Here is a 26,860-nt window from a genome sequence, read left to right as displayed (position 1 = left end):
ATCGGGCCGCCACGCGGAGTCCGGCCCCCGGCCGCCACCCGTCCGGGCCCCGCGCCGCCCCGCGCCGGCGGCCCGGGGCCCGCGCTCGCACGCGTGAGCGCGGGCCCCGGGCCGCGGGGGAGCGAACCCGGACGGGCGGGCTACTTGACCGCGCCCGCCATCACGCCCGAGACGAACTGCCGCTGGAAGGCGAAGAAGACCGCCAGCGGGATCACCATCGACACGAACGCGCCGGGCGCGAGGATGTCGATGTTGTCGCCGAACTGCCTGACCTGCTGCTGCAGCGCCACCGTGATCGGCTGCGAGTCGCTGTTCGCGAAGATCAGCGCGACCAGCATGTCGTTCCACACCCACAGGAACTGGAAGATGCCCAGCGAGGCGATGGCCGGGCCGCCGAGCGGCATCACCACGCGCAGGAACAGCCGCAGCTCGCCCGCGCCGTCCAGGCGCGCCGCCTCCAGCAGCTCGCGGGGGATCTCCGCGAAGAAGTTCCGCAGCAGGAAGATCGCGAAGGGCAGGCCGAAGGCGGTGTGGAAGAGCACCACTCCGGAGATGTCGCCGAAGATGCCGATGTCGCCGAAGAGCTTCGCCACCGGCACCAGGGCCACCTGCACCGGCACGACCAGCATCGCGACCACCGCGAGGAACCACCAGTCGCGGCCGGGGAAGTCCATCCACGCGAAGGCGTAGCCGGCCAGCGAACCGATGACCACGACCAGCAGCGTGGCCGGCACGGTGATCAGCGCGGTGTTCCACAGCGAGTCCGTGACGGCGTGGTTGTCCAGCAGGGTGCGGTAGTTGGCGACGGTCAGCTGGGACGGCGAGGTGAAGACCTTCCACCAGCCGCTCGCCGAGATGTCGCTGGGGGTGCGCAGGCTGGACAGCAGCAGGCCGATCGTCGGCAGCAGCCAGAACAGCGCCACCACCAGCAGGAAGATCCGCAGCACGCCGCCGCCGGCGCGCGCGGCGAGCCGGGCGCCGAGTCCGGGCCGCGGCCGCGCCCCGCTGCCGGCGACCGGACCCGGTCCCGTGCCCGTCCGCGGTCCCGTGCCCGTCTGCGGTCCGCTGACCGCCGCACCGCCCGTGGCGGTCGCGTCCGCGCTCATCGCCGCTCCTCCCTGCGCAGCCGCCGGATGTTGAAGATCATGACGGGCAGCACCAGCAGTAGCAGGATCACGCCGATCGCGCTGCCGACGCCCTGGTCGTTGCCGCCGCCGAAGGACGACAGGTACAGCTGGAGCGCCAGCACGTTGGCGTCGGACTGGGTGTTGCTCGGCGCGATGATGTACACGAGGTCGAAGATCTTCAGCACGTTGATCATCAGCGTCACCATGACCACGACCAGCACCGGCGCGAGCAGCGGCACGGTGATCCGGCGGAACACCTGCCACTCGCCGGCGCCGTCCACCCGGGCCTGCTCCAGCAGTTCGCGCGGCACCCCGGCCAGCCCCGCGGCGATCAGCACCATCGCGAAGCCCGCCCACATCCACACCCAGGAGGCGATGATCGACGGGGTGACCAGGCTCGGGCCGAGCCAGTTGACGCCGTTGTACTTGCCGGTGAAGTTGGACGAGGGCAGCCGCAGCCGGGCGCCGGCGGCCTTCGCGGGCAGCCGGTAGGTGCCGTCCTTGCCCGAGGTGGCCGAGGCGACCACCTCGCCGTCCTTGACCGCCTGCACCTTCACCCCGGACAGCGCCTTCTCGCCGGGGTCGATCGCGCCCGCCGTGCCGGTGCCGCCCGGCCTGAAGTCCAGCCACACGGTGCCGGTGACGGCGTCGGCGGCGGGCGCGGCCGGTTTCGCCTGCTGCGCCCCGGCCGGCAGCTTGTTCTGCGGGATGCCGATCAGCGGCAGGTCCGCGGAGGCGCCGATCCGCGCGGCCGACGCGGAGGTGTACGAGCCGCCGGGGGTCGGCTTGAGGTCGCTGTTCGGCCGCGGACGCGCCCCGGGATACGCCGAGTTGCTGGTGAACGTGTCGTGCACCGCCACCACCACGGCGTTGGCGACGCCCTGGGACGGGTCCTGGTCGTAGACCAGCCGGAAGATGATGCCGGCCGCGAGCATCGAGATCGCCATCGGCATGAAGACGAGCAGCTTGAACGCGGTTCCCCAGCTGACCCGTTCGGTGAGCACCGCGAAGACCAGGCCGAGAGCGGTCGCCACGGTCGGCGCGACCGCCACCCAGATCGCGTTGTTGCGCACCGCGGTGAGGATGTCGTGGTCGCTGAAGACCGTGCCGAAGTTCTTCAGCCCGACGAAGCCGCTGCCGTCTGCGTCGAACAGGCTGCGCCAGACGGTGTACCCGATGGGGTAGGCCACCAGCGCGCCCAGCAGGACCAGTGCGGGCAGCAGGAAGAGCGCGGCCACCCACGGGCGGGTGCCCATGAGGCCGCGGCGGGGCGCGGCGCCGGGCCCCTGGGCGGGACCCGGCGCCGACGGGACGGCGGCGGCCGCGCCGCCCCCCGCCTCGGGAAGCGAGGCGTCAGCCATCCGCCCTCAGCTCCCGTACGCCTTGGCGGCGTCCGCTTCGAGCTTGGCCTGCGCGCCCGCCACGTCGGAGGGCTTGGCGAGGAAGTCCTGGAGGTCCTTCCACTCGCCCTCGCCCTTGGTGCCGCCGAAGGCCGCCGGGGCCTGGTCCGACATGTCGAACCGGAAGTCGTCGCCCGAGGCGATCAGCGACTTGGCGATGTTGCGCTGCACGTCGGTCGGGTACGCCGAGAAGTCCAGCGACTTGTTCGGCGAGAGGTAGCCGCCGCCGCCCGCCCAGATCCTCGCCGCGTCCGTCGACCCGATGAAGGTCAGCAGCGCCTGCGCGGCCTTGCCGTCCTTCAGCGCGACGGCCACGTCGCCGCCGCTGACCACGGGGGCCTTGCCGCTGCCCACCGCGGGGAACGGGAACTCCTTGGCGTCGGTGCCGACCTTCGCCTTGGTGTTCGACGTGATGAACGGCGCGACGAAGTCCGCCTCGTAGACCATCGCGGCCGGGGTGCTGCCGGTGAAGACCTGCGTGACCGACTTGGGGAAGTCGGCGGCCAGGGCGCCCTTGGTGCCGCCCGCGACCAGGTCCTTGTTGCCGAACAGCTGGGCCAGGGTGGTCAGCGCGGCCTTGACCGACGGGTCGGTCCACTTGATCTGGTGCGCGGCCAGCTGGTCGTACTTGTCCGGGCCGGCCTGCGAGAGGTAGACGTTCTCGAACCAGTCGGTGAGCGTCCAGCCGTCCGCGCCGCCGATCGAGACCGGCGGGGTGCCCGACTCGAAGACGGTCTCCGCGGTCTTCAGGAGGTCCGCCCACGTCTTCGGCTCGCTCACCCCCGCGTTGGCGAACGCCGCGGCGTTGTACCAGATCAGCGACTTGTTCGCGACCTTCGCGTAGATGCCGTACTGCTTGCCCTTCCAGGCGCCGAGCTTCTGCCAGCCGGGCGAGAAGTTGGCGCTCGACTGCGCCTGCGCCTGCGGGCCGAGCGGCTTGAGCCAGCCCTTGTCGGCGAACTGGTGCAGTACGCCGTTCTGCGCGAGGAACGCCACGTCCGGCGGCGCGCCGCCCTCGATCTTCGTGCCGAGGAAGGTGGACTGGCTGTCGCCGGTCGGCACGTACGTGCTCTTCGCGCCGGTCCGCTTGTCGAACTCGTCGAGGACCTTCTGGAAGTTGGCCTGTTCCGGACCCGTCCAGACCGCCGCGACCTCCAGCTTCTGGCCGTGCAGGTCGGGAAGTTGGACACCGGGGCCGCTTCCGGTGCCGGTTCCGGTGCCGGTCGCCGACGGTGAGGCGGTGTTCTTCCCGTCGTCCTTCTTGTCGCTCCCGCCGCACGCCGCGGCGGTCAGCGCCAGGGCGGACGCCGTGAATGCGGCGAGCGCTATGCGCGTAGTGCGATGCGTCAGGCGATCGGTGCCTGGAGTCTTCCTTGACGTCAGCATCTGGCCATCCCCTCAGTCCCGTTGGCGTACTGTCCTACGCCCCCGCGAAAGCGGCCCGCAAGGGCGCGCACAGCTGGGTGACAGTGATCGTGACCATGCCGTGATCTTGGGGTCAAGCATGCAGGTGGGCTTGGAGTTGTCCGTGAGATCACGGGCATGCTCCCGTGTTGACCCCCCGTCAGCCGCCGTGGTCCCGGGCACGCCGAGGCCGCCGGCGTCGGGCCGCGGGGTGCGGGCACGGGGGCGTACGGAGGCCGCGTACGGGGGCTGCGGGCGCGGGGTGCGCGTACGGGGGCGTGAGGCCGGCCGGGGCGGCCGCCGCCTGCCGGGCGGGGCCCGACAGGCGTCAGCGTGAGGTGCGTTCGGGGTCGCCGGCCTCGGCGGCGCGCTGGAGCGCGCTGGCCAGGAGCGCCAGGTCGGTCGGCCCGTTGCCCAGCTCGCGGACCTGGCGGCGGGCCGGCGGATCACCCATGCGGTCCCACTCCAGCGCCACCACGGTGGGCCGCAATGTCGCCGTCCGCGGAATCCGCGCACTGACCCGCCCGGTCTGGAAGACCGTCACCGCCCCACCGGGCCGCCGCAGGTAGCCGCGTCCCGGCAGCGCGTCGTCGAGCCCCGCCGGGTCCTCGACGTGCACCATCAGCGCCGCCGACTCCGGGTCCGCCATCCGCAGCGCGATCCGTATCCGCGCCCGCTCGTCCGCCTCGCCGCCCGCGGTGCGCTCAGGCCGCCCGGTCGCGGCGACCAGGTGCACGCCGAGCCGCTCACCGTCCCGCGCCACCGCCTCCAGCGCCCGCACCACGCTCCCCGCCGAAGGCCGCCCGGGCGCGCCGAGCGCGGGCGCGACCAGCGCGTCGAGGTCGTCCACGACGATGACCAGACGAGGCAGCGGCGCGCTGCCGGGGTCGCCGGCGGAGCCCGCCGGGCGGCCGTAGCGCCGCGAACCGGCGTCGCCGGGGCGGGGGTTGGCCGCGTCGCCGGCCGCCCGTGCGCCGGGCCCGCCGGCGGAGCCGGCCTGGCGGGGGACGGTCGGGGCGGCCAGGCTCTCGGCGTGCCAGGCGCCGAACTCCTGGTCGCCGAGGAGTTCCGCGCGCTGCCTCAGCTCGGCGGTCAGCGCCTGGGCGAACTCCCGCATGCGCACCGGGTCGGAGGCCACCAGGTGGGCGGAGACGTGGGGCAGGTCGGCGCAGGCGGTGAGGCCCTCGCCGCGCTCCTGGCCCGCGCCGTCGACGAGGATCAGCGCGAGCCGCTCGGGGCGTTCCGCAGCGGCCAGGGCGGCCGCGAAGGAGCGCAGCAGCTCGGTCTTGCCCGACCCCTGCGCGCCGCCGATCAGCGCGTGCGGGCCCTCCGTGACGAGGTCGACGGCGATCCGGCCCTGCGGGCCCACGCCGAGGACCGCGGTGGCCGCAGGCGCGGCAGGGGGCGCCTCCGCCCAGCGGGCGCCGATCTTCGCCGGGGTGGCGAGCGCGAGGTCCAGCTCGTCCAGCAGCCGCACCGTGCCGGGCAGGGCGTACCGGGAGCGCGTGCCGCGCGCCTCCGCGTCCGCCTCGCGCAAGGGCGCGAGCGCCCGCGCGAAGTGCTCCGCCCAGTCCGCGGACACCGCGTCCAGCACGATCTCGTCGTCCGGCTCCACGACGTGCCCGGCGGTCTCGATGCTCAGCGTCGTGGCGACGTCGCCGGACAGCCGGGCGACCACGCCGTGCGCGATCGCCGGCCGCTCGCCCGCCTCGGCCAGGCACAGCACGTGCACCCCGGCGGAGGGTCCGGTCTCCGCGACCCGCGCCACCGTCTCGCGCAGCGCCGCGGAGCCGGGGTCGCCGTCGACGACGAGCAGCGTGTACGTGCCGTGGTGCGCCGCCGCGGCCGCCGCGACCGCGGCCTGCGGGGCGGCCGCCCAGGAGGGGCCGAGCGGGCCGTCCTCCAGGCGCCGCACCACCTCCGCGGTGCGCGCCTCGGCCTGCTCGCGGTCGAAGGCCAGCAGCAGCCGGCAGTCCTGGCCGTGCGCGGGGCGCAGATGCGGCAGCCAGTTGAGCCAGGACCACTCCTCGGCGCGGCTCTCCGCCGCCCGGGTGCGGTCCGCGCTCAGCAGCACGACCTCCAGCGTGGCGGGGGAGTGCAGCGCGCACAGCTGGGCGAGCACCGCGCGGGCCAGCCCGGACAGGCGCGGCCGTGGCCCCGCGAGGGTCAGCGCGGCCGAGCCCGGCGCGCGCAGGTCCACGGTGAACGGCACCGCCGCCAGCCGCCGGGTGCCGTCCTCCGACGGCAGGTCGGCCGTGCCGAGCCGGACGGTCAGCGCGTCGGGGTGCGCGGGGCCGCGCTCCCACAGCCGGCGGCCGGGGCCCAGCGCGGTCAGCAGCACGGCCGCCGGGTCGGGCCAGCGCTCACGCAGCGCCTCGGACTCGCCGGCGTCGCCCTCCTGCGGGCCGCCGCGGGCCCCGGTGAACCTGCGCCGCGCCCACGCGCCTATAGCGCCGACCCCGCGGGCCCGCCCGGCCTCCGCACCCGGCCTGGCCCGCTCGCCGGTCTCGCGCCGCCCGTCGGCCCCGGCGCCGCCCCCGGTCCCGTCGCCCGTCCCGTGATCGCGGCCCCGGGGAGGCGCGACGCCCTGCTGCGGGGTGGCCGCGCGCCGGCCCGCCCGGTCCGCCTGCTGCGAGGCGTACGGGTCCGGCGGGTCGTACGGGTCCGCCGCGGGTCCTTCGTGCGGGGACCAGCGGCCGCCGCTTCCGTGGGTGCCCGCGGCGCCGGTCGCGGCCTGCGCCGGGACGGCCCCGGGGGCCGCGGCGCCGGGCTCCCGCCCGGCCACCGTCACCGTCCCCGAACCCGTCGCCGTACTGCCGCCGCCGCGCGGCCCCGCCGGCTGCCCGGGGATCATGCCCGCGGCGGCCGCTCCGCTCGCGTCCGCCGCGGGCATCGCGTCCGCCGTGCCCGGCTCCGCACCGGGCCCCGGGCCCGGCGTCCACCGCACCGCCCCGCCCGGGTCGTCGCGCAGGGCGACGCGCAGGTGGCCGTCCCCGTCGGGGACGGAGGCGAGCGGCGAGGGCGCGGGGGCGTGCGGGGGGTCGAGGCGGAGCGTGGACTCGCCGATCTGCAGCAGCGCGCCCGCGGTGAACGGCACCGGGCGCGGGCCGACCGCCCGGCCGGCCAGGGCGGTGCCGTTGGTCGACTCCAGGTCGGCGACCGTGATCTGCCCGTCCGCGCCGACCGCGATCTCGCAGTGCAGCCGGGACACGTCCGGGTCGTCGAGCGGCACGTCGGCGTCCGCCGAACGGCCGATCCTGGCCTGGCCGCCCTGCAGCAGGTGCACCCCGCCGGCGTCCGGGCCGCCCACCACGCGCAGCCTGGCCAGCTCGGCCGGGGGTCTGCCGTACTGCCCGAAGCGGCCGTACGGCCCGTGCTCGCCGTGCTGTTCCGCGGGGGCGTGCAGGGACAGCAGCGCGCCGTCCACGAGCGGCGGCGCGCCGAGGACCGCGGTGGGCGGGAGCCGCTCGGCGCCGGCGTAGAGCACCACGGCGGCCGAGGCGGACCGGCCGCCCGGCTGCCCGGTCCCGGCCGCGGAGGCCAGCGCGCCGGCCACCTTGCCCAGGGGCGTGCCCTCGGGCGCCGTGACCAGCACGTCGCAGCCGCGCGCGGCACGGCCGCCGCGCGGCCCGAGGACGGTCAGCCGGATCTGCATCTCGTCCGCGGTCCCTTCTCCCCGGGCCCGCGCACGCCTACGGGAATCCCTCCCCGGGGCGCCCGCGGGCGCAGGCCGTCCGGCGCGAACCGGCACGACCACTCGAACTCGAACACTCGCTCACCCGTACGGCCGGGCCGTACGAACCGCCACACCAACTGCCACGCCAACCGTCGTGCCCCACGCGCCACTTCGGGCCCGCGCGCACCACTCAAGCACGAATCCCGCTGACGCACCGCAGGGCCCCCACCGCTGCCGGACAGCCATACGGGTGCATCCTCCCACCCGCCACCGACAGCCCGTCGCCGGTACCGCCCTGCGGCGATCTTGACCGACCGGCGGACGATCATCCTGGAGTGCATCGCGGCCGGAGTCCACCCGTCGGCGACCGAAAACGTCCGTCGGGTGACCGAAAACGCCCGTCAAGGGTGACGTTCCGCACGCCCGGCTGACGCCACGGCCCCGCGGCGCCTCCGCGCACCGCCGCGGCAGCCGCGCCGAACAGGCAACCATCCGCCCCCGTACGGCGTCCTACCGGGGAATCCGGCCGCTGGGTCGCACCCGGCACTACGCTGGTCGGCAATCACCACGAACCCCATCGTGGACGATCACCACGGACCACCACCGCGAACGACCACCACCGATCACCGCGATCAGACGCCGGACCAGGGCGGAGCGGGGCAGCGGAGCGACGCAAGGGAGCAGAAGACGTGCGGCCGGTAGGCAGCAAGTACCTCTTGGAGGAGCCGCTCGGACGCGGCGCCACAGGCACCGTCTGGCGCGGCCATGTGCGGGGCGAAGAGGGCACCGCGGTCGCCGTCAAGGTCCTCAAGGAGGAGCTGGCGAGCGACCCGGACGTCGTGATGCGCTTCCTGCGCGAGCGCTCCGCGCTGGTCAGGCTGCGCCACCCGCACATCGTCCGGGTCCGCGACCTGGTCGTCGAGGGCGATCTGCTGGCCCTGGTGATGGACCTGATCGACGGCCCCGACCTGCACCGCTACCTGCGCGACAACGGCCCCTTCAGCCCGATCGGCGCGTCCCTGCTGACCGCGGCGGTCGCCGACGCGCTCGCCGCCAGCCACGCCGACGGCATCGTCCACCGCGACCTGAAGCCCGCCAACGTGCTGATCGCCACCGTCGTCGGCGACGACGGCACCGAGACGATGCACCCGATGCTCACCGACTTCGGCATCGCCCGGCTGGCCGACTCCCCGGGCGTGACCCGCACCCACGAGTTCGTCGGCACCCCGGCGTACGTCGCGCCGGAGTCCGCGCAGGGCCGCCCGCAGACCTCGGCGGTCGACGTGTACGGCGCCGGCATCCTGCTGTACGAGCTGGTCACGGGCGCGGCGCCGTTCCGCGGCGACAGCGCGATCGAGGTGCTGCACGCGCACCTGAACCAGGAGCCGAGCCGCCCGTCGGGCGTGCCGGAGCCGCTGTGGACGGTCATCGAGCGCTGCCTGCGCAAGGACCCGGACCGCAGGCCCTCGGCGGAGGGCCTGGCCCGGGCGCTGCGCGTGGTCGCGGCGGGCATCGGAGCGCGGGCCACCCCCGACCAGGCGGAGGCCGCGCTCGGCGTCGCCGCGCTGCTCGGCCCCGACACCGAGCCGACGCCGGTGCCCGGCACGTCGGAGGCGGACCCGACGCAGGTGCTCCCGTCCGGATCGGGTTCCGGTCCCGGTCCTGGTCTCGGTTCCGGCTCCGCGGGTCAGGGCGGGTCCGGCTACGACCCGAACGCCGTGACCCGGATGCTGCCCTCCGACGGCGGACCGGCCTCAGGTGGCTTCGGCGGCTCCAGCGGCTCGGGCGGGGATTCCGGCGGGGATTCCGGCGGGGACAGCACCCGGGTGCTGCCGCCGGTGCCGGGCGGCGCTCCGCAGCCGGCCCAGGCGCAGGGCCCGCACCCGTGGGAGTCGCAGCTCAGGGCGGCCCGGCACCGCAACGAGCAGACCGACGTGCAGTACCTCCCGCCCGGGAGCCCCGAGGGCCAGGGGCAGGACCCGCTGCGCCGCGCCCCGCGGCGCCGGCCGCAGGCCCCCGCGCCGCAGCAGCCGCCACCGTACGGCGGGCAGCAGTACCCGCCCCAGCAGTCGCGGCCGCAGCAGCCGCCGTCGCATCAGGGCGGCGGTTACGGGTACCCGCCGCAGCGGCCCGCCCAGCCGCAGGGGTACCGGCCCCGGCCGTACGAGCCGCAGCCGCAACGGTACGAGCCGCAGCGCCCGGCCGCCCCGGAGCCGCGGGCGCCCCGCGAGCCGAGGCGCAGCGCCAACCCGGTGAAGATCCCCGGCCTCGGGTGCCTCAAGGGCTGCCTGACGGTGATCCTCGTGCTAGTCGTGATCTTCGTGGTCGTCTGGTACACCACGCCGCTGCCCGACTGGGTGGACAGCACCCGCAACCTCTGGGACGCGACGTCGAACTGGGTCCACACGGCGTGGGACAAGGTGTCCGCGATCACCGGTGACTCCGGCGGCGGCTCCGGCAACTGACCGCTCGCGCAGCTGACGGGCCGGGCGGCTGACGGCTCGGCGGCTCCGCCGCGGACCCGCTCGTGCCGCGAACGCACGCGCCGCGGACCGGCCGCGAGGTCGACCGCTCGCGCCGCGGACCGCTCGCGCCGCGACGCGTGGCGGCCGCCGCACGCGCCGCCGGACCTCCCGCCGGCCGCCCTGACCCGCGACACCACCGCCCGGGGTGCCCCTGCCCTGCCCCTCCGTACGCCCTGGTGTGGATATTTGTCGACTTCCGGAGGGTGATTTCTCCGGCAGAACCCCTCCTCACCGCCTCCGCGTGCCCCGAACGGCCGCTGTTCCGCGTAGCTTTGTCGCCAACGCGACGGACCTTCGGAGGAGTCGGAGCAGCCTTGGCCAGGAAGATCGGCAGCCGGTACACCGCACACCAGGTGCTCGGGCGGGGATCCGCGGGCACGGTGTGGCTCGGCGACGGCCCCGAAGGCCCGGTCGCCATCAAGCTGCTGCGCGAGGACCTCGCCTCCGACCAGGACCTCGTCGGCCGCTTCGTGCAGGAGCGCACCGCGCTGCTGTCGCTCGGCCACCCGCACATCGTCGGCATCCGCGACCTCGTGGTGGACGGCGCCGACCTCGCCCTGGTGATGGACCTGGTCCGCGGCACCGACCTGCGCTCCCGGCTGGAGCGCGAACGCCGCCTGACCCCCGAGGCGGCCGTCGCGATCGCCGCGGACGTGGCCGACGGGCTCGCCGCCGCGCACGCCGGGGGCGTGGTGCACCGCGACGTCAAGCCGGAGAACGTGCTGCTCGACTCCGCCGCCCCGCCAGGACCCGGCGGCGCGCCGCCCGCGCTGCTCACCGACTTCGGCATCGCCCGGCTCGTCGACTCCCCGCGCCGCACCCGCGCCACTCGGATCATCGGCACCCCCGACTACCTCGCGCCGGAGATCATCGAGGGGCTGCCGCCGCGCGCGTCGGTCGACATCTACGCGCTGGCCACCGTGCTGTACGAACTGGTCGCCGGGTTCACGCCGTTCGGCGGCGGCCACCCGGGCGCGGTGCTGCGGCGGCACGTCACGGAGACCGTGCAGCCGCTGCCCGGCCTGCCCGACGAGCTGTGGCAGCTCCTCGCGCAGTGCCTGGCCAAGGCGCCCGCCTCCCGGCTGACCGCGGGCGAGCTGGGCGCGCGGCTGCGCGAGCTGCTGCCGCACCTGGCCGGGGCGCCCGCGCTGGACGTGGCGCCGCCCGGCGCCGACGGGGCCGCCGCGGAGACCGCCTACGGCGACGAGGACGGCACGGAGGGCGCGGACGCCGAGGGCCGGTCGCGGCCGCAGGCCCCGCCCGCACCCGGGTCGTCCTTCGCCGACCGGCGGCGCGGCGCCGTACCGCTGGTGCGCGGGGCCGCGCCGGACTCCAGCCGGGACACCCACACCAGCATCAAGCTGCCCTCCGCGGAGGAGCTGGCCGGCTTCGGGGCGGCGTCCCGCGCGGGCCGTACGAACGGCAAGAACGCGGGCGCGGCCCGCGGCCGGGCCTCGGCGGCGGGACGCCCCGCCAGCCCGCGGCACCGCGCGGTGTCCGACGCGATCCGGCAGCGCCGCATCAAGTTCGCCGCGGCGGCCGCGGCGGCGCTGGCGGTCGCCGGGCTCGGCGGCTGGGGCATCGCCTCGGCGGGCTCGTCCGGCTCCGAGCACCCCGGCGGCGCGAAGGACACCGGCACCTCGCGCGACGACCGGTCCGTCTCGCCCGGCACCTCGCCCGGCGCCGCGGCCACGCACACCGCGGGCCAGGGCACCCCGACCGCGCCCACCGCCGGCGTGCCCTCCCCGCAGGGCCGCACCGGTCCGCCGGTCACCCTTCCGCGCTGGACCGCGCCGCACGCCGTGCCGGCGGCCGGCGTGCGGCTCACCGGCGGCCCGCGCGCGGTCGCCCTCGGCTCCGCCACGTACGTCTTCGCGCGCGGCGCGGACAAGAACGTCTGGTACGTGGTGCGGGACGCCTCCGGGTACGGCACCTGGCACCGGCTGACCGGCATAAGCACCGAGGGCGACCCGGCGGTGGTCTCGGCCCGCGCCGGGCGGATCGACCTGTTCTCACTGGGCACCGACGGGCTGCTCTACCGGCGTACGTACGCGTCCGGCTCCTGGAACGCCTGGTCGCAGGTCGACGAGCGGACCCGCTTCGACGCGGCGCCGGCCGCCGCGTCCTCGGCGCCGGGCCGGATCGACCTGGTCGGGCGGGTCGGCGGCGACCTGGTCACCGCGTCGCTGGTCGGCGGCCGGTGGAACGCCTGGGCGCTCGTGCCGACCGCGGGCCGGATCACGTCGGCGCCCGCGCTGGTCTCGCGGGGCGCCGGGAGCCTCGACGCGTTCGTCGTCCGCAAGGCCGACGGAGCGGTGCTGTGGCTGCCGTTCTCCGGCGGGGCGTGGCGGCCGTCCGCCCTGGTCGACGGCCTGGACGCGGGCGAACGCCGCCCCGAGGCGCTCGCCGCCGGCTCCCGCCTCTACGTCTTCGCCGGCGGCGAAGCCGCCACCGTCCAGGGCGGCGCGGCCCCCCTCCCCCCCGGCCTCACCGGCCCCCTCGGAGCCGCCACCGGCCCCGGCACCCTCGAACTCTTCGCCCCCACCCCCCACGGAACCCTCACCCGCACCACCGCCTAGCCCTCCCCGAGGGCGCACCACCCCGGCTCCGTGCCGCCGCCTAGCGGCTGGGCCCGCCACCGCCCCCCGCTCCGGCGGACGGCCCCTGCGGCGTCCGTCCCGGCGGCTGCGCCGCATACCCGGCCCGCCACCTCCGCGCCGCCCGGCCCCGCGGCTGCCCCGCGAATGCGACCCCGGGCCCGCGCCCCGGTGCCTTGCGGCCCGTGCCCCCGTGACGTCCGCCTCGGGCACGCCCCCGGCGGCCGCGCCGCCAAGGCGGCCCGCCACCTCGGCGCCGCCACCGGCCCCGCGGCTGCCCCGCGGCTCTCCCCGCATCCCCGCGCCGGGACGCGCTGCCGCCCGCGGAGACCCGTAGCCGTCCGGCGGCAGCCGGACTCCCGTACGGTCCAGGACCCGACATCCTCGGTCTGGATCTGCCTCCAGCCCGCCCCTGGGGCGACCCGGCCTCCCGACGGGCCGGCTGTCAGCCGCCACGGCAGCCCGGGCCTGGGTCTCGTCGGCCTGCTGGCCGGGCCCGCCATGGCATCCACCCCGGGCCGGCTCGGCGGGCGCGCCGCGAACCCGGCCCGCCACCTGCGCGCCCCGCGGGCCGGTCTCGCGCGTCCACCCCTCGGCGGCCTCCGCCCCGGGCGGGCTTCGCGCCGCCCGCCCCCGCGGCTGCGCCGCGAAGGCAGCCGCGGGGGTGCCCCGATCCGCGCCCGGGTCCCCCCCGAAGACCCCGCCCCCCCGGGGCGGCAAGGCCCTCGCCGGTGGCAGCCGCACGCGCCCGGGGTGGGTCCGGGCAACCAGCCGGTAGGCTGGACGCGTGGCGATCGTCGATGTATCCGAAGAACTGAAGTCCCTGTCCTCGACCATGGGGTCGATCGAGAGCGTCCTCGACCTCGACCGGATGCGGGCTGACATCGCCGCGCTCGAAGAGCAGGCCGCGGCACCGTCCCTGTGGGACGACCCGGACAACGCGCAGAAGATCACCAGCCGGCTGTCGCACCTGCAGGCCGAGCTGCGGAAGGTCGAGACGCTGCGCGGCCGGATCGACGACCTGTCGGTGCTCTTCGAGCTGGCCGAGGCCGAGGACGACGCGGACACGCGCACCGAGGCCGAGTCGGAGCTGAACGAGGTCCGCAAGGCGCTGGACGAGATGGAGGTCCGCACCCTGCTGTCCGGCGAGTACGACGCCCGGGAGGCGCTGGTCAACATCCGCGCCGAGGCGGGCGGCGTGGACGCCGCCGACTTCGCCGAGCAGCTGCAGCGGATGTACCTGCGGTGGGCCGAGCGCCACGGCTACTCCACCGAGGTCTACGAGACCTCGTACGCGGAGGAGGCCGGCATCAAGTCGACCACTTTCGTGGTCAAGGCGCCGTACGCCTACGGCACGCTCTCGGTCGAGCAGGGCACCCACCGCCTGGTGCGCATCTCGCCGTTCGACAACCAGGGCCGCCGCCAGACCTCCTTCGCGGGCGTCGAGGTGCTGCCGGTCGTGGAGCAGTCCGACCACGTCGAGATCGACGAGTCCGAGCTGCGCGTCGACGTGTACCGCGCCTCCGGCCCCGGCGGCCAGGGCGTCAACACCACGGACTCCGCGGTCCGCATCACCCACCTGCCGACCGGCATCGTCGTCTCCTGCCAGAACGAGCGCTCGCAGATCCAGAACAAGGCCAGCGCGATGAACGTGCTGCAGGCCAAGCTGCTGGAGCGGCGCCGCCAGGAGGAGCAGGCCCTGATGGACTCGCTCGGCAAGAGCGACGGCGGCAACTCCTGGGGCAACCAGATGCGTTCGTACGTCCTGCACCCGTACCAGATGGTCAAGGATCTGCGCACCGACCACGAGGTCGGCAACCCGCAGTCGGTGCTCGACGGCGACATCGACGGCTTCATCGAGGCGGGCATCCGCTGGCGCAAGTCCCGCGAGAAGACCGCGGCCTAGGCGGAGTTGAGGGGGGATCGGCGCGCGACGCGCCACCCCGCGGCGGCGTCGGTCTTGTCACAGTGGTGTGGAGAACTGCCGGGCACACGCGGGCAATCCGCCTATTGCGTGCTTAATGACCTTGACGGTCCAGGGGAAAGCCGCGAGGGTGTTGCGCGGCATGCGCATGATTGAGGCGTGAGCGCACGGGGTGAGCGCATCCGGCCCCTGCGGCGGCACCGTACGTTTCCATGTCTGCGCGGCCCCAAGCAGTCTTCTACTGGGGGTTCTTCACACATGAGCAAGCGCAACACGCGCGTACGGGTCACGCGCATAGCGGCCGCCGCCGTGATCGCGGCCGGCGCCTCCCTGACCGCGGTCGGCGCCGCGCAGGCCGTCACCAACGACGGCAACGGCGTCCGCGCGGGTGTGCAGCTGGGTCTGGACGACCCGGCGCCGACCGACACGACGCCCGGCGGCACGCTGCCCACCGACCCGACGGACACGCCCACCGACAGCCCGACCGACTCGCCGACGGACTCGCCGACGGACAGCCCGACGGACTCGCCGACGGACTCGCCCACCGACAGCCCCACGGACTCGCCGACGGACACCCCGACGGACACGCCCACCACGCAGCCCACGACTCCCGGCGGCGGCAGCACCACGGCTCCCGGTACGAGCGCGGGCACCACGGGCGGTTCCAGCGCGGGCTCCACCGGCGGTTCGTCCACCACCGGCGGCAACGACAACACCTGCACCCTGACCGGGGACAGCGTCGACTGCGGGAACAACAACCCGGGGACCGACAACACCCAGCAGGTCCCGCAGGGCCAGACCACCACGCAGCTGGCCGAGACCGGCTCCAGCGGCACCACGTTCCTGCTGATCGGCGCGGCGACGCTGATCGCCGGCGGCGTCGGCTTCCGCCTGACCCCGCGCCTGGCGCGCCGCGGCGGCGCCGCCTGACGACGGCCGGCGCGGATCGTATACGGCGGAAGGGCCCGGAACGCACCGCGTTCCGGGCCCTTCGGTGTCTGTGAGCGCCCTCAGCGCCTCCCTGGCGGCCTCGCGGGCCCGCCGGCGGTGTCAGGCCGTGGCGTGCTCCACCACGAGGACGACGGCGAGGAGGGCCACCAGCAGGGCTATCAGGGTCGCGGGGGTGATCGCGGACCAGGGATTCTCCTGCTGGAGGCGGGCGCGGTTCGCGCGGCACACCGCACAGCGGCCCTCACTCACCGGACCGGAACAGTTGGCGCACACCAGTCGGTCGACCGTCATGGTGATCTCCTCCTCCGTCCGGTGAACGCTCCCGGTGCGGAAATCGTTCCCGAGCAGGTGCGCTCCCACTCCCGCGCACGCGCCTGTGCGCACCCTTCCACTGTGCCAGGTTCCGCGGCAAAGGGCTGCCGCTGGCGCAATGACGGGCTTGCCCCGGTATGCCGTGTGGGCCGGGCCACCAACCCCCGACGGCGACTGCGCGGCGCCTGCCCCTTCGCGTAGTGTCGCCCCCATCCCCTGTCCGCTCACCCCGCAAACCCCTGGTGCGAACGTGATCCGATTCGACAGCGTCACCAAGACCTACCCCAAGCAGAACCGTCCCGCGCTCCGGGACGTCACGCTGGAGATCGAGAAGGGGGAGTTCGTCTTCCTGGTGGGCTCGTCCGGCTCGGGGAAGTCGACCTTCCTGCGTCTGATCCTGCGCGAGGAGCGCACCGACACCGGTCTGGTGCACGTGCTCGGCAAGGACCTGGCCCGGCTGTCCAACTGGAAGGTCCCGCACATGCGGCGCCAGCTCGGCACCGTCTTCCAGGACTTCCGCCTGCTGCCCAACAAGACCGTCGCCGAGAACGTGGCGTTCGCGCTCGAGGTCATCGGCAAGCCGCGCGGCACCATCAGGAAGACCGTGCCCGAAGTCCTCGACCTGGTCGGCCTGGCCGGCAAGGAGGACCGCATGCCCGGCGAGCTGTCCGGCGGTGAGCAGCAGCGCGTGGCGATCGCGCGGGCCTTCGTCAACCGCCCGATGCTGCTGATCGCGGACGAGCCCACCGGAAACCTCGACCCGCAGACCTCCGTCGGCATCATGCGCCTGCTCGACCGGATCAACCGGACGGGCACCACCGTGGTGATGGCCACCCACGACCAGAACATCGTCGACCAGATGCGCAAGCGCGTCATCGAACTGGAGAAGGGGCGACTGGTCCGCGACCAGTCGCGCGGTGTGTACGGCTACCAGCACTGACCCCCTGGCCGCCCCGGCCGCAGCCGCACGCCCGAAGCCCCTCTGAAAGGAACCAGACACCATGCGCGCCCACTTCGTCCTGTCGGAGATCGGCGTCGGCCTCCGCCGCAACCTGACGATGACCTTCGCGGTCATCATCTCCGTCGCCCTGTCGCTGGCCCTCACCGGTGGGGCCCTGCTGGTCAACAAGCAGGTCGACGCGATGAAGGGCTACTGGTACGACAAGGTCGAAGTCACCATCTACATGTGCAACAAGAGCGACGCGGCGTCGACTCCCAACTGCGCGCGCGGTGCGGTCACCGACGACCAGAAGGCCAGCATCCTCAAGGACCTCAGGGCGCAGCCGATCGTCGAGAAGGTCTACTTCGAGAACTCCGAGCAGGCGTACAAGCACTACCAGGAGCAGTTCAAGAGCTCCTCGCTCGCCAGCACCATCACCCCGGACCAGATGCAGGAGAACTACCGGGTCAAGCTGAAGGACCCGACGAAGTTCGCCATCGTCGCCAGCCTCTTCGAGGGACACCCGGGCGTGCAGTCGGTGGTCGACCAACGGGACACGTTGAAGAACCTGTTCGGTCTGCTCAACGGCATGACCACGGTCGCGTGGGTGGTCCTCGCCTTCATGCTGACCGTCGCCATGCTGCTGATCGTCAACACCGTGCGCGTCTCGGCCTTCAGCCGCCGCCGCGAGACCGGCATCATGCGGCTGGTGGGCGCGTCCAGCTTCTACATCCAGATGCCGTTCATCATGGAGGCGGCCTTCGCCGGCCTGGTGGGCGCCGGCCTGGCCTGCGTGATGCTGCTCGGCGGCCGCTACTTCATGATCGACGCGGGTCTGCGGCTCCAGGAGAAGATCCCGCTGGTCTCCTTCCTCGGCTGGGGCCCGGTGGTGCGCGAACTGCCCCTGGTACTGGGCATCGGGCTCGTGATGCCGGCCGTCGCGGCCTTCGTCGCGCTGCGCCGCTACCTGAAGGTGTGACCCGCACCGCACGGTCCGCACGTCCCCGCAGGCAGCGGCATCCGGACGCGTGCCGCGGCCGCGCGCGGCGGCGGCAACCTCCCGTACCGCGCCCGTTTCTGGCCTAGACTTCCGGCCATGTCCGGCCCGTGGTTGTTCGGGACGCCCCGCCGCTTGCGCCGCGGGGTGACCCTGACGTTGGTCTTCGGGACCATGCTCGCCACCGGCGCCGCGGCCGGCAGCCTCACCGATCCGGCCTCGCGGCGGCCCGGCGCCCGCATCGCGGCCGCGCCGGTCGCCGACGCCGGCCGGCCGGCCTCCCGCTCCTCCGCCGCCGCGTCCGGGAGCGCACCGGCGCCCGGCGGGTCGCCGGCCAGGGGCGCGAGCGGCGCCGACGGGCGCGACGGCCAGGCGCGCGGAGCCGACGCCACCGGCGGCGACGGGCCCGCGGACGACGGCCTCGACAGCGACCACGCCCCGCTGGACACCGGGCGCATCGCCCAGGAGATCGAGACCGGCCAGGTCGGCCCGCAGGCCGCGCAGAGGCTGGTCAGCCGCAGCGGCGACCGCTGGTCGTCCTTCTACACCGCGCAGGAGTACGCCGGACTCCAGCAGGCGCTGGACGGCCGCTACGTCGGCGTGGGCCTGTGGGTGCGGCGGATCGACGGCGGCCGCATCCAGGTCGCCCGGGTGCAGGGCGGCAGCCCGGCGGGACGCGCGGGCCTGCGGGTCGGCGACGTGCTCGCCGCGATCGGCGGCGTCCGCTGCGCCGGGCTGGCCGTCACCGAGGTCGTCGCGGACCTGCGCGGCGACAACGTGCCGGGCAGCCGGGTCGCCCTCGCCGTGCAGCGCGCCGGGCGCAGCTGGACGGTCACCGTGCGGCGCGCCACCCTCGCCACCGAGGCGGTCACCGTCACCCGGCCCGCGGACAGCCCCGTGATCGTGACGGTCGACGCCTTCAGCGCGGGCGTCGGCAGGCAGGTCGCGGCCGCGGTGCGGAACGCCCCGCGCGGGGTGCTGCTGGACCTGCGCGGCAACTCCGGCGGCCTGGTCACCGAGGCCGTCGCGGTCGCCTCCTCCTTCCTCGACGGCGGCCTGGTCGCCACCTACGACGTGCACGGCACCCAGCAGGCGCTCTACGCGGCGCCCGGCGGCGACACGCGGGTGCCGCTGGTGGTCCTGGTCGACGGCGGCACCATGAGCGCGGCCGAGATGCTCGCCGGTGCCCTGCAGGACCGCGGCCGGGCCGTGGTCATGGGCTCGCGGACCTTCGGCAAGGGCTCGGTGCAGCTGCCCAGCCCGCTGCCGGACGGATCGGTCGCCGAGCTGACCGTCGGCCACTACCGGCTGCCCGACGGCCGTACCGTCGACGGCAGGGGCATCGTCCCGGACGTCACCGTCCCGGACGGCCAGGACCCGGTCGCCGACAGCCGCGAGGTATTCGCTGGCCTGGGAGCCCCCTCGTAGTGGGAGAATGGCCGGGCTATGGCTAAAGAGACCGGTCGCAAGATGATCGCGCAGAACAAGAAGGCGCGGCACGACTACCACATCCTCGACACCTACGAGGCGGGCCTGGTGCTCACCGGCACCGAGGTCAAGTCCCTGCGCATGGGCCGCGCGTCGCTCGTCGACGGCTTCGCTCAGCTCGAGGGCGACGAGGCGTGGCTGTACAACGTGCACATCCCCGAGTACACCCAGGGGACCTGGACCAACCACGCGGCGCGCAGGAAGCGGAAGATGCTGCTGCACCGCGCCGAGATCGACAAGCTGGACCAGAAGTCGCAGGAGTCGGGCCACACGGTGATCCCGCTCGCCCTGTACTTCAAGGACGGCCGGGTCAAGGTCGAGATCGCCCTGGCGAAGGGCAAGAAGGAGTACGACAAACGCCAGACACTGCGGGAGAAGCAGGACCGGCGCGAGACCGACCGCGCGGTCTCGGCGGCCCGCCGCCGCCAGCGCGCCTGACGCGCCCGCGCGGCCCCGGGGGACGCGCGGGGGCCCTCCGGGGCCTGCCCGGGGGAATACGGTCGCCCCGCCGGGCGCTGATCCCGTACGATGGGACGTGAGCCGCCCGCGAGGGCGGTGCACCTTGAAAACACCACATGGGGATGATCGGTTTCGACTGGGGATGTCGAAGCAGGGGAAGCGAGCCGAGGAAGCGGCAATGATCTCGTAAACCATATGCCGAAACCAATAATCGCCAATTCCAAGCGCGATTCCTCCGCCTTCGCCCTCGCTGCCTAATTAGCAGCTAAGCGAAGACTCTGCGGAGTGTCAGCCCGGGGGCTGTTCCCGACCCGGATCCTGGCATCATCAAGGGAACTAAACTTCTGGACCCGGTCACGGGGACCTGAAGGAAACCAAACAGTGACTGAGCCCGTCGGCACCTTGTCCGCGTGACTGCCGGGGCTGAGAAAAGCACAGCGGACTGCGCTCGGAGAAGCCCTGGTTCCGCACCACAGGACGCGGGTTCGATTCCCGCCATCTCCACTCATCCCATGCGCCGAACGGCGCCTCCCGTCACGGGGGGCGCCGTTCGGCGTTTCAGGGGGCCGGGGCCGGCGGCTCTACTGGCTGGGCTGGCCGGGCTGGGCGGGTTCGGCCGGCGGTGGGATGACGGGGAGCGGGGGCTGGTACTCGGAGACGAACCGTTCGTGGACCCACAGAAAGCGTCCCTGCTGGTCGCGGACGCGGCGCAGGTCGGCGAAGGTCACGTCCTGCTCGCGCAGCGTCGCGTGCAGTGTGCGCATGAGGCCGCCCTCCGCGCGGATGGGCGCCGCCTCCGCGTTCGCCTGGGCGGCGAGGGCGGAGTCGCCGTCAGCCGGGGGGAGTTCGCCGGCGAGATCGGCGGAGGAGCCGAGGATCTCCTTGCCCAGGTTGAGCTGCCGGCTGACGGCGGTCCACTGCCCGTCGCTGAGCGCGAGTTCGAAGGCGGCGAGGCCGACGGGCAGCGCCGCCTTCAGCAGGAGGGACGTCGCCCTGACGAACGGCTCCGCCTTGACCCACCAGTCGCGGGGGACGTCGATCTCGTACACGCCCGCGTCGGGCCTGTCGGCTTCGAGGACGGACACCGGAAGGCGGCTGTGCTCGCACCACAGGGTGAGCCGCATCCGCTGGCTCGTGACCCCCGGCCGGCGCAGACTCCGCTCCAGCGGCTGGAGGCTGAACAGCCGGGGGCCGTCCGCCGCGTCGTCGTCCAGGGAGCGCAGCAGCCCGGTGATCTGTTCGTCCACCCGGCTGAACGCCGCCCGCGTCCCGTCGTCGAGCTGGTCGATCCGGCTGAGCACCTGCTCCTTGGCGCTGTCCTGCGCGGCGAGGATTCTGGCGAAGTGCGTGTCCATCACCCCGTCCACAGCGGCGCGAACGGTCGTGAGCAGCACTCCCTCCCGATCCGCGCTCCGGTTCAGGCCGCGCAGCAGGGCTTCCGCGTCGATGTCGTCGTCGCAGGCGTCCGGGCAGGTGTACGTCGTCTGCCCTTTCTCCAGCCGGCGGTAGAGCTTGTCGAGGTCGAACCGCGCGTGTCCTGGCGGGGTGAGCCGGCACACCACGTCGCACGGCACGACGACGCGCGTCGCCAGGCCCTTCCAGAACCCTTCGACGTACTCGCGCACCTCCTGGATCAAGTGGTCGAGGAACGCCTGCGGGTTGAGGCCGCGTACGCGTACGGTCAGCTCGCTCCCGGCCGCGGTGATCAGCGCCCTGTCGCCGTACCGGTCCTGCAGGACGATGCCGGTGGACCAGTGCAGCGCCTTGGTGACGTCGTCGCGGCCGAGGGAGTGCCGGTGGAACAGCACGATCAGGCGGTGCATGAGCCCGTCGGGCTGCACCAGGCGGCGGCCGTCCCGTTCGTGGACGTGGCAGATCTGCACCAGTTCGCGCCGGCCGGGGCGGTAGTCGGTCCACGCGGCCGTCAGCTCGGGCCGATTGTTCGGCAGCAGCTGCGCCACCAGGCTCAGCGGCTCGCCGCCGGTCAGTTCCGGCACCCGGTAGCTCAGCTCGAAGCGCTCCATCATGCGCAGGAACATCTGCTGGAGGTGGTGCGGGTAGCGGTGGGCGTCGTCCCGGTCCGGGTTGTCCCAGATGCCCGCGAGGCGGCGGTGGGGGAGGAGGCCTCCGCCGCTGACGGTCGCGCCGTCCTCCAGGACGAGCCCGATGGCCACGCTGAGCCAGTCGGCTTTCAGGATGAGGAGCTCCGCCAGGCCCGGATCGTCCGCGTAGTGGACCCAGTGCCCGAGCGCGTGGGCGTTCATCGCGAGGGAGCGGGCGCTCGTCGCCGAGAGCCCGTGCTCGGCCGCGATCGCCTCGTAGGCGCGGTATTCGAGGTACGGGGCGTCGCTGCCGGTGAGCGTCCGCCGCAGGCTGCTCCAGGTCTGCGGGTACCAGCGGGTCACGTGGGGCAGTCCCGACGCGGTGGCGGCGACGGCCTCCTTCAGAGCGGCGATCCCCGGGTCCGCGCTGTTCCTGCTGTCGACGTGGTGGAAGCCCGCGATCATGTCCCCGTAGCGTTCGCGCAGCGCCGCCTCGTCGATGTGCGCGTAGCGCTGGCCCGGTCCGCCATGGGTGGCGACGACGTGGATTCTCGCCGCGCTTCCGGCCCGGTTGCGGATCAGGGAGATCCACTCGTCCACCAGTCCGAGCTCCGGGCCTTCCCTGGGCTTCCACACCACCAGGTACACGGCGGGGTCGGTGAAGAAGAACTGATGGGTCGGCCGGTAGATCTGCTGGCCGCCGAAGTCCCACCCGTTGAGGGAGATCGGTCCCTCGTCGTCCGCCACGGTCACCTGCTTGATCTCTATACCGTGGGTCGTGTCCCGGTCCTCGACCCACTCCTCGCGGCGCAGCGCCGCCAGCAGGCTGGACTTTCCCACCGCGCCCTCGCCCACGAGCACGAGCTTCGCCTCGCGCAACTGCTCGCCCTCGGTGTGAAGAAGCCGGAAGAACTCGATCAGCTCCGTCGTTCCCTCGGCGCCGGCCGCGATGATCTCCGGCGGGAGGGGATTGTCGTGCACGTTCAGTGAGTTGAGGTCGGGAAGCGAACCCAGTGACGGCGGGAGGCTGTGCAGGCGGTTTCTTTGCAGATAGAGATACTCCAATTTGGCGAGACGGCCGATCGCTTGGGGCACTTCGACCAGCCGGTTCCTTCGCAGGTCGAGGTGCGTCAAGGAGGTCAGGCCCAGGATCGCGGAGGGGAAGTCCGTCAGGTCGTTCCCGTCGAGATCGAGGGTCTCCAGGTTGTGCAGCTCTCCACAGGCGGCCGGCAGGCCGGGCAGCCTGCAGTTCATCAGTTCAAGACGCCGTAGGCGGGACAGCCGGCCGATCGAGTCCGGGAGGGAAACGAGCGGATTGTTGGTCAGCCCGAGTGTGGTGAGCTGGGTGAGGTCGCCGATCCAGTCCGGCAGATGTCGAAGCGCGTTGTTCTCCAGCCCGAGTGTGGTGAGCTGAGTGAGATTGGCGATCGAGTCCGGCGCCGTCTCCAGTCTGGTGCCGCTGATGCTGAGTTCGGTGAGCTGGGTGAGGTTGCCGATCCAGTCCGGTGCCGTCTCCAGTCTGGTGGCGCTGATGCTGAGTTCGGTGAGCTGGGTGAGGTTGCCGATCCAGTCCGGTGCCGTCTCCAGCGCGGTTCTGTCGAGGTCGAGTCGGGTGAGCCCGGTGAGTCCGCCGATGGAGTCCGGCAGGTCCGTCAACGTGGTGTCGCTGAGGTCGAGGGTCCGGAGCCGTGTGAGGTCACCGATCGAGTCCGGTAAGCGGTGGAGCAGGTTGTTGGCCAGCTTGAGCTGGGTGAGCTGGGTGAGCCGGCCGATGGAGTCCGGCAGCTCCGTCAACGGGTTGTCGCTGAGGTCGAGGGTCGTGAGCTGGGTGAGATCCCCGATCCACTCCGGCATCTGCTCTAGCCCGGTATACGCCAGATCAAGCTCGCGCAGCGCCGACAGGCCGGTGATCTCCCGTTCGAAGTGGTCCAGGTCCTCCACCGTGAGGGAAATTCCACTCAGGGTCAGAGATCGGCCCCCTTCCAGCCTGGCGCTCGCCAGAATGTCCCGTACTGCGTCCCGCTCCGCGTTTCCCATGGTCCGAGGCTAGGGCGTTTGCGAGAACCGCCGGTCGCGGTTCGCACAATCGCCTCGGCCCGCCCCGCGCCGCGGAACTACGCGCCCGGGGCGGCGTACTTGTGGTCGGCGTGCGGGTCGAGGGCGAGGCGGTAGCCGCGCTTGACCACCGTCTGGATCAGCTTCGGCGCGCCCAGCGCGGTGCGCAGCCGGGCCATCGCGGTCTCCACGGCGTGCTCGTCGCGGCCCGCGCCGGGCAGCGTGCGGAGCAGGTCGGAGCGGGCGACGACCCAGCCGGGGCGGCGGGCCAGCGCCCGCAGCAGCGCCATGCCGGCCGGCGGCACCGGCCGCAGCAGGCCGTCGACGACCGCGGCGTGCCCGCGGATCTCCACCCGGTGCCCGGCCACCGGCAACGGGCGCACCCGGCCGGGCAGTTCAGCCGCAATCAGCTGGACGAGCGGGCCGAGCCTGAAGCGTTCCGGCGCCCGCGTGGGCACCTCCCTGGCCTGCAACGGCAGTGCGGTGACCGGGCCCACGCACGCGGCCAGCACGTCGGTGCGCAGGGCGTCGAGGAGTTCGCCGATCCGGCCGCGCTGCTCCGCGCGGTCCAGCAGCGAGGCCGCGGCCGGCGCGGAGGTGAAGCTGACCGCGTCCACCGACCGCGCGAACACCGCGTCGAGCAGCCGGTCCACCGGCGCGAGGTCGTCCGGCGGCATCCACCGGTAGACCGGCACGCCGACCACCGTCGCGCCGGCCGCCCGCAGCGACTCGCTGAAGCCGGGCAGCGGCTCGCCGTGCAACTGCACGGCCACGCACCGCCCTTCGACGCCCTCCTCCAGCAGCCGTTCGAGCACCTCGGCCATCGACTCCGAGGCGGGCGACCAGGTCTCGGTGAGCCCGGCCGCGCGGACCGCGCCGCGCACCTTGGGTCCGCGGGCGAGGATCTGCACGCCGCTGAGCCGGGCGAGCAGCGCGTCGCCGAGGCCCCAGCCGCCGGCCGCCTCGATCCAGCCGCGGAAGCCGATCGCGGTGGTGGCGACCACGATGTCCGGCGCCTGGTCCAGCAGCCGCTTGGTGGTCTCCAGCAGGGCCGCGTCGTCGGACAGCGGCACGATGCGCAGCACCGGGGCGCGCATCACCACCGCGCCCCGGCGCTCCAGCAGCGCCGCCAGCTCGTCGGCGCGGCGCGCCGCCGTCACGCCGACGGTGAACCCCGCCAGCGGCGGCACCGATCCCGGTTCGCCGGCTCTGCTGCTGTGTCCGTGCATACGGTTCTTTCCACCTTGCCTGAGGGTGCTGGTGCCCGGCGGGCGGGGTCGCACACCACCCCGCCCTGCGCCCGGCCACCCCGCCGGGGCCGTCATCGTCCCAACGCGGGGTGACGGGTTCGGTTCACCGGGATTTCCCCGGTGTTACGGAGGTCTCCGCGGCTCACACCTCGGCGTACGCGGCGGGCCGGGGCTGGGCGTCGTGCGCGGCGCCGGCCGGGGCGGCGGCCGGGCGGCGGAGGTATACGGCCCAGGTGAGGCAGAAGCACACCCCGTAGTAGGCGAGGAAGGCCACGAAGGCGGGGGTGCCGCTGTGGCCGCTGAGGAAGGACTCGCGGAAGGCCAGGTTGATGCCGACGCCGCCGAGCGCGCCGACCGCGCCGATCAGTCCCATCGACGCGCCGGACAGCCGGCGTCCCCAGGCGACCGCGTCCTGCCCGGTGAGGCCCCGCGCCTCGGCCTTGCGGTGGAAGATGCCGGGGATCATCTTGTACGCCGAGCCGTTGCCGATGCCGCTGAGCGCGAAGAGGGCGATGAAGCCGACCAGGAAGAGCGCGAGGGAGCGCTGCCGGGACGCCCCGATCACGACGCCGGTGGCGGCCGCCATGGCGAGGAAGTTCCACCAGGTGATGCGCGCGCCGCCGAAGCGGTCGGCGAGGCGGCCGCCCAGCGGCCGTACCACCGAGCCGAGCAGCGGCCCGATGAAGGTCAGGTAGGCGGCGTGCAGCGGGGTGCGGCCGAACTGGTTCTGCAGCACCAGCCCGAAGGCGAAGCTGTAGCCGATGAAGGAGCCGAAGGTGCCGACGTACAGCAGTGACATCACCCAGGTGTGGCCCTGGCGGGCGGCGGCGATCGCGGCGCCGGTGTCGTTGCGCACCGGCGCGAGGTTGTCCATGAAGAGGGCGGACAGCGTCGCGGCGACGACGATCAGCGGGATGTAGACGGCGAGCACCGTACGGGGGTGCGTGGCCCCCGCGGTGGCGATCACCAGCAGGCCGACCAGCTGGATGGCCGCCACGCCGATGTTGCCGCCGCCCGCGTTCAGGCCGAGCGCCCAGCCCTTCTCCCTGAGCGGGTAGAAGGCGTTGATGTTCGTCATCGACGAGGCGAAGTTGCCGCCGCCCACGCCGGTGAGCGCGGCGACCAGCATGAGGGTGCTGTAGGAGACGCCGGGCTTCATCACCACGGCCGCGGTGATCGTCGGCACGAGCAGCAGCAGGGCGCTGACCACCGTCCAGTTGCGGCCGCCGAAGACCGCCACGGCGAAGGTGTACGGGACCCGGAGCAGGCCGCCGACCAGCGTCGGCATCGCCACCAGGAAGAACTTGCCGGCCGGGTCCACGCCGTAGGCCGGGCCCATGAACAGCACCATCACCGACCACAGGCTCCAGACCGAGAAGCCGATGTGCTCGGAGAGCACCGAGAAGAAGAGGTTGCGGGCCGCGGTCCTGCGGCCGCCGCCCTCGTTCCAGAAGGTCTCGTCCTCGGGGTCCCACTGCTCGATCCAGCGGCCTCTCAGACCGCCCGCCACGCCGCCCGCCACGTCGCCCATCGCGTCTCCCTCGTCGAAGTGTGCCGCCGACCCTAGGAATCGCGGGTTTCGGCCCGATGGTCCGCGACGTGACGCGGGCGCAACCTTGGACTCACCCGGAGCAGGGGGGCGGTGTGAGCCCCGTACCCGGCGGTGGTGCGCCGCGTGCGCCGCCCGCGCCTTCTCCGTCAGGTCTCGGTGCC

15 protein-coding genes, 1 other RNA gene and 1 pseudogene are annotated in these 26,860 nt (G+C 73.9%); 9 read left to right on the top strand and 8 right to left on the bottom strand.

Annotated elements, in window-relative coordinates; genetic code table 11:
- Positions 1 to 140 precede the first annotated feature (140 nt).
- From V2S66_RS09730 to V2S66_RS09715, 4 genes are all read right to left on the bottom strand, one after another.
- Positions 141 to 1,106 (bottom strand): carbohydrate ABC transporter permease, encoded by a 966-nt coding sequence (locus V2S66_RS09730; RefSeq protein WP_330794142.1) that lies wholly within the window; start codon positions 1,104 to 1,106, stop codon positions 141 to 143.
- On the bottom strand, positions 1,103 to 2,488 hold the full coding sequence (locus V2S66_RS09725; protein WP_413966343.1) for a carbohydrate ABC transporter permease: 1,386 nt from the start codon (positions 2,486 to 2,488) through the stop codon (positions 1,103 to 1,105). Before V2S66_RS09725 ends, V2S66_RS09730 begins: the two co-directional genes overlap by 4 nt.
- Positions 2,489 to 2,494: 6 nt before the next feature.
- Positions 2,495 to 3,913: an ABC transporter substrate-binding protein gene (locus tag V2S66_RS09720; RefSeq protein ID WP_330794141.1), complete on the bottom strand. Its 1,419-nt coding sequence runs from the start codon at positions 3,911 to 3,913 to the stop codon at positions 2,495 to 2,497.
- Positions 3,914 to 4,259: 346 nt separating this feature from the next.
- Entirely contained in the window at positions 4,260 to 7,586 is a 3,327-nt protein-coding gene (locus V2S66_RS09715; RefSeq protein WP_330794140.1) for an FtsK/SpoIIIE domain-containing protein, read from the bottom strand.
- A 710-nt stretch (positions 7,587 to 8,296) separates the two neighbouring features.
- On the opposite strand from V2S66_RS09715, the gene V2S66_RS09710 reads away from it, so the two are divergent.
- The 4 genes and pseudogenes from V2S66_RS09710 (at position 8,297) to V2S66_RS09695 (ending at position 15,583) form a co-directional block, all read left to right on the top strand.
- Entirely contained in the window at positions 8,297 to 10,072 is a 1,776-nt protein-coding gene (locus V2S66_RS09710; protein WP_330794139.1) for a serine/threonine-protein kinase, read from the top strand.
- 374 nt (positions 10,073 to 10,446) lie between these two features.
- Positions 10,447 to 11,748: pseudogene (locus V2S66_RS09705) on the top strand (serine/threonine-protein kinase); the annotation flags it as partial.
- 1,768 nt (positions 11,749 to 13,516) lie between these two features.
- Positions 13,517 to 14,635 carry a peptide chain release factor 2 gene (prfB, locus tag V2S66_RS09700; RefSeq protein ID WP_330794138.1) on the top strand — a complete coding sequence of 373 codons (1,119 nt, stop codon included), beginning with the start codon at positions 13,517 to 13,519 and terminating at the stop codon, positions 14,633 to 14,635.
- A gap of 276 nt (positions 14,636 to 14,911) precedes the next feature.
- A complete protein-coding gene (locus V2S66_RS09695; RefSeq protein WP_330794137.1) occupies positions 14,912 to 15,583 on the top strand; it encodes a hypothetical protein in 672 nt (223 codons plus the stop codon).
- A gap of 120 nt (positions 15,584 to 15,703) precedes the next feature.
- Here the strand turns inward: V2S66_RS09695 and V2S66_RS09690 are convergent, their stop codons facing one another.
- Positions 15,704 to 15,895 (bottom strand): hypothetical protein, encoded by a 192-nt coding sequence (locus V2S66_RS09690; RefSeq protein ID WP_330794136.1) that lies wholly within the window; start codon positions 15,893 to 15,895, stop codon positions 15,704 to 15,706.
- 271 nt (positions 15,896 to 16,166) lie between these two features.
- Here V2S66_RS09690 and ftsE point away from each other — a divergent pair, with 271 nt between their 5' ends.
- The 5 genes from ftsE (at position 16,167) to ssrA (ending at position 20,307) form a co-directional block, all read left to right on the top strand.
- A complete protein-coding gene (gene ftsE, locus V2S66_RS09685) occupies positions 16,167 to 16,856 on the top strand; it encodes a cell division ATP-binding protein FtsE (protein WP_330794135.1) in 690 nt (229 codons plus the stop codon).
- A gap of 61 nt (positions 16,857 to 16,917) precedes the next feature.
- On the top strand, positions 16,918 to 17,835 hold the full coding sequence (ftsX, locus tag V2S66_RS09680) for a permease-like cell division protein FtsX (RefSeq protein WP_330794134.1): 918 nt from the start codon (positions 16,918 to 16,920) through the stop codon (positions 17,833 to 17,835).
- A 117-nt stretch (positions 17,836 to 17,952) separates the two neighbouring features.
- Positions 17,953 to 19,281: a S41 family peptidase gene (locus tag V2S66_RS09675; protein WP_413966342.1), complete on the top strand. Its 1,329-nt coding sequence runs from the start codon at positions 17,953 to 17,955 to the stop codon at positions 19,279 to 19,281.
- An 18-nt stretch (positions 19,282 to 19,299) separates the two neighbouring features.
- Positions 19,300 to 19,779, top strand: coding sequence for an SsrA-binding protein SmpB (gene smpB / locus V2S66_RS09670; RefSeq protein WP_330794132.1), 480 nt, complete (start codon positions 19,300 to 19,302; stop codon positions 19,777 to 19,779).
- 139 nt (positions 19,780 to 19,918) lie between these two features.
- Positions 19,919 to 20,307, top strand: a transfer-messenger RNA (tmRNA) gene (gene ssrA, locus V2S66_RS09665).
- A 74-nt stretch (positions 20,308 to 20,381) separates the two neighbouring features.
- On the opposite strand, the gene V2S66_RS09660 is transcribed toward ssrA, so the two are convergent.
- From V2S66_RS09660 to V2S66_RS09650, 3 genes are all read right to left on the bottom strand, one after another.
- Entirely contained in the window at positions 20,382 to 23,783 is a 3,402-nt protein-coding gene (locus tag V2S66_RS09660; protein WP_330794131.1) for a leucine-rich repeat domain-containing protein, read from the bottom strand.
- Between the two features lie 173 nt (positions 23,784 to 23,956).
- On the bottom strand, positions 23,957 to 25,126 hold the full coding sequence (locus V2S66_RS09655; RefSeq protein WP_330794130.1) for a uroporphyrinogen-III synthase: 1,170 nt from the start codon (positions 25,124 to 25,126) through the stop codon (positions 23,957 to 23,959).
- A gap of 163 nt (positions 25,127 to 25,289) precedes the next feature.
- Positions 25,290 to 26,678, bottom strand: a complete 1,389-nt coding sequence (locus tag V2S66_RS09650) for a nitrate/nitrite transporter (RefSeq protein ID WP_330794129.1) — start codon at positions 26,676 to 26,678, stop codon at positions 25,290 to 25,292.
- Positions 26,679 to 26,860 lie beyond the last annotated feature (182 nt).

It is taken from the genome of Actinacidiphila polyblastidii (genome assembly GCF_036353415.1).
Lineage (GTDB): Bacteria > Actinomycetota > Actinomycetes > Streptomycetales > Streptomycetaceae > Actinacidiphila > Actinacidiphila polyblastidii.
This window is presented reverse-complemented; position numbering and strand designations above follow the sequence as displayed.

Excerpts from the sequence above, each read along its gene's own strand:
- V2S66_RS09730 (WP_330794142.1), bottom strand. The coding sequence starts at position 1,106 with ATGAGCGCGGACGCGACCGCCACGGGCGGTGCGGCGGTCAGCGGACCG.
- V2S66_RS09725 (WP_413966343.1), bottom strand. The coding sequence starts at position 2,488 with ATGGCTGACGCCTCGCTTCCCGAGGCGGGGGGCGGCGCGGCCGCCGCC.
- V2S66_RS09720 (WP_330794141.1), bottom strand. The coding sequence starts at position 3,913 with ATGCTGACGTCAAGGAAGACTCCAGGCACCGATCGCCTGACGCATCGC.
- V2S66_RS09715 (WP_330794140.1), bottom strand. The coding sequence starts at position 7,586 with ATGCAGATCCGGCTGACCGTCCTCGGGCCGCGCGGCGGCCGTGCCGCG.
- V2S66_RS09695 (WP_330794137.1), top strand. The coding sequence starts at position 14,912 with ATGAGCAAGCGCAACACGCGCGTACGGGTCACGCGCATAGCGGCCGCC.
- V2S66_RS09690 (WP_330794136.1), bottom strand. The coding sequence starts at position 15,895 with ATGACGGTCGACCGACTGGTGTGCGCCAACTGTTCCGGTCCGGTGAGT.
- ftsX (WP_330794134.1), top strand. The coding sequence starts at position 16,918 with ATGCGCGCCCACTTCGTCCTGTCGGAGATCGGCGTCGGCCTCCGCCGC.
- V2S66_RS09675 (WP_413966342.1), top strand. The coding sequence starts at position 17,953 with ATGTCCGGCCCGTGGTTGTTCGGGACGCCCCGCCGCTTGCGCCGCGGG.
- smpB (WP_330794132.1), top strand. The coding sequence starts at position 19,300 with ATGGCTAAAGAGACCGGTCGCAAGATGATCGCGCAGAACAAGAAGGCG.
- V2S66_RS09655 (WP_330794130.1), bottom strand. The coding sequence starts at position 25,126 with ATGCACGGACACAGCAGCAGAGCCGGCGAACCGGGATCGGTGCCGCCG.
- V2S66_RS09650 (WP_330794129.1), bottom strand. The coding sequence starts at position 26,678 with ATGGGCGACGTGGCGGGCGGCGTGGCGGGCGGTCTGAGAGGCCGCTGG.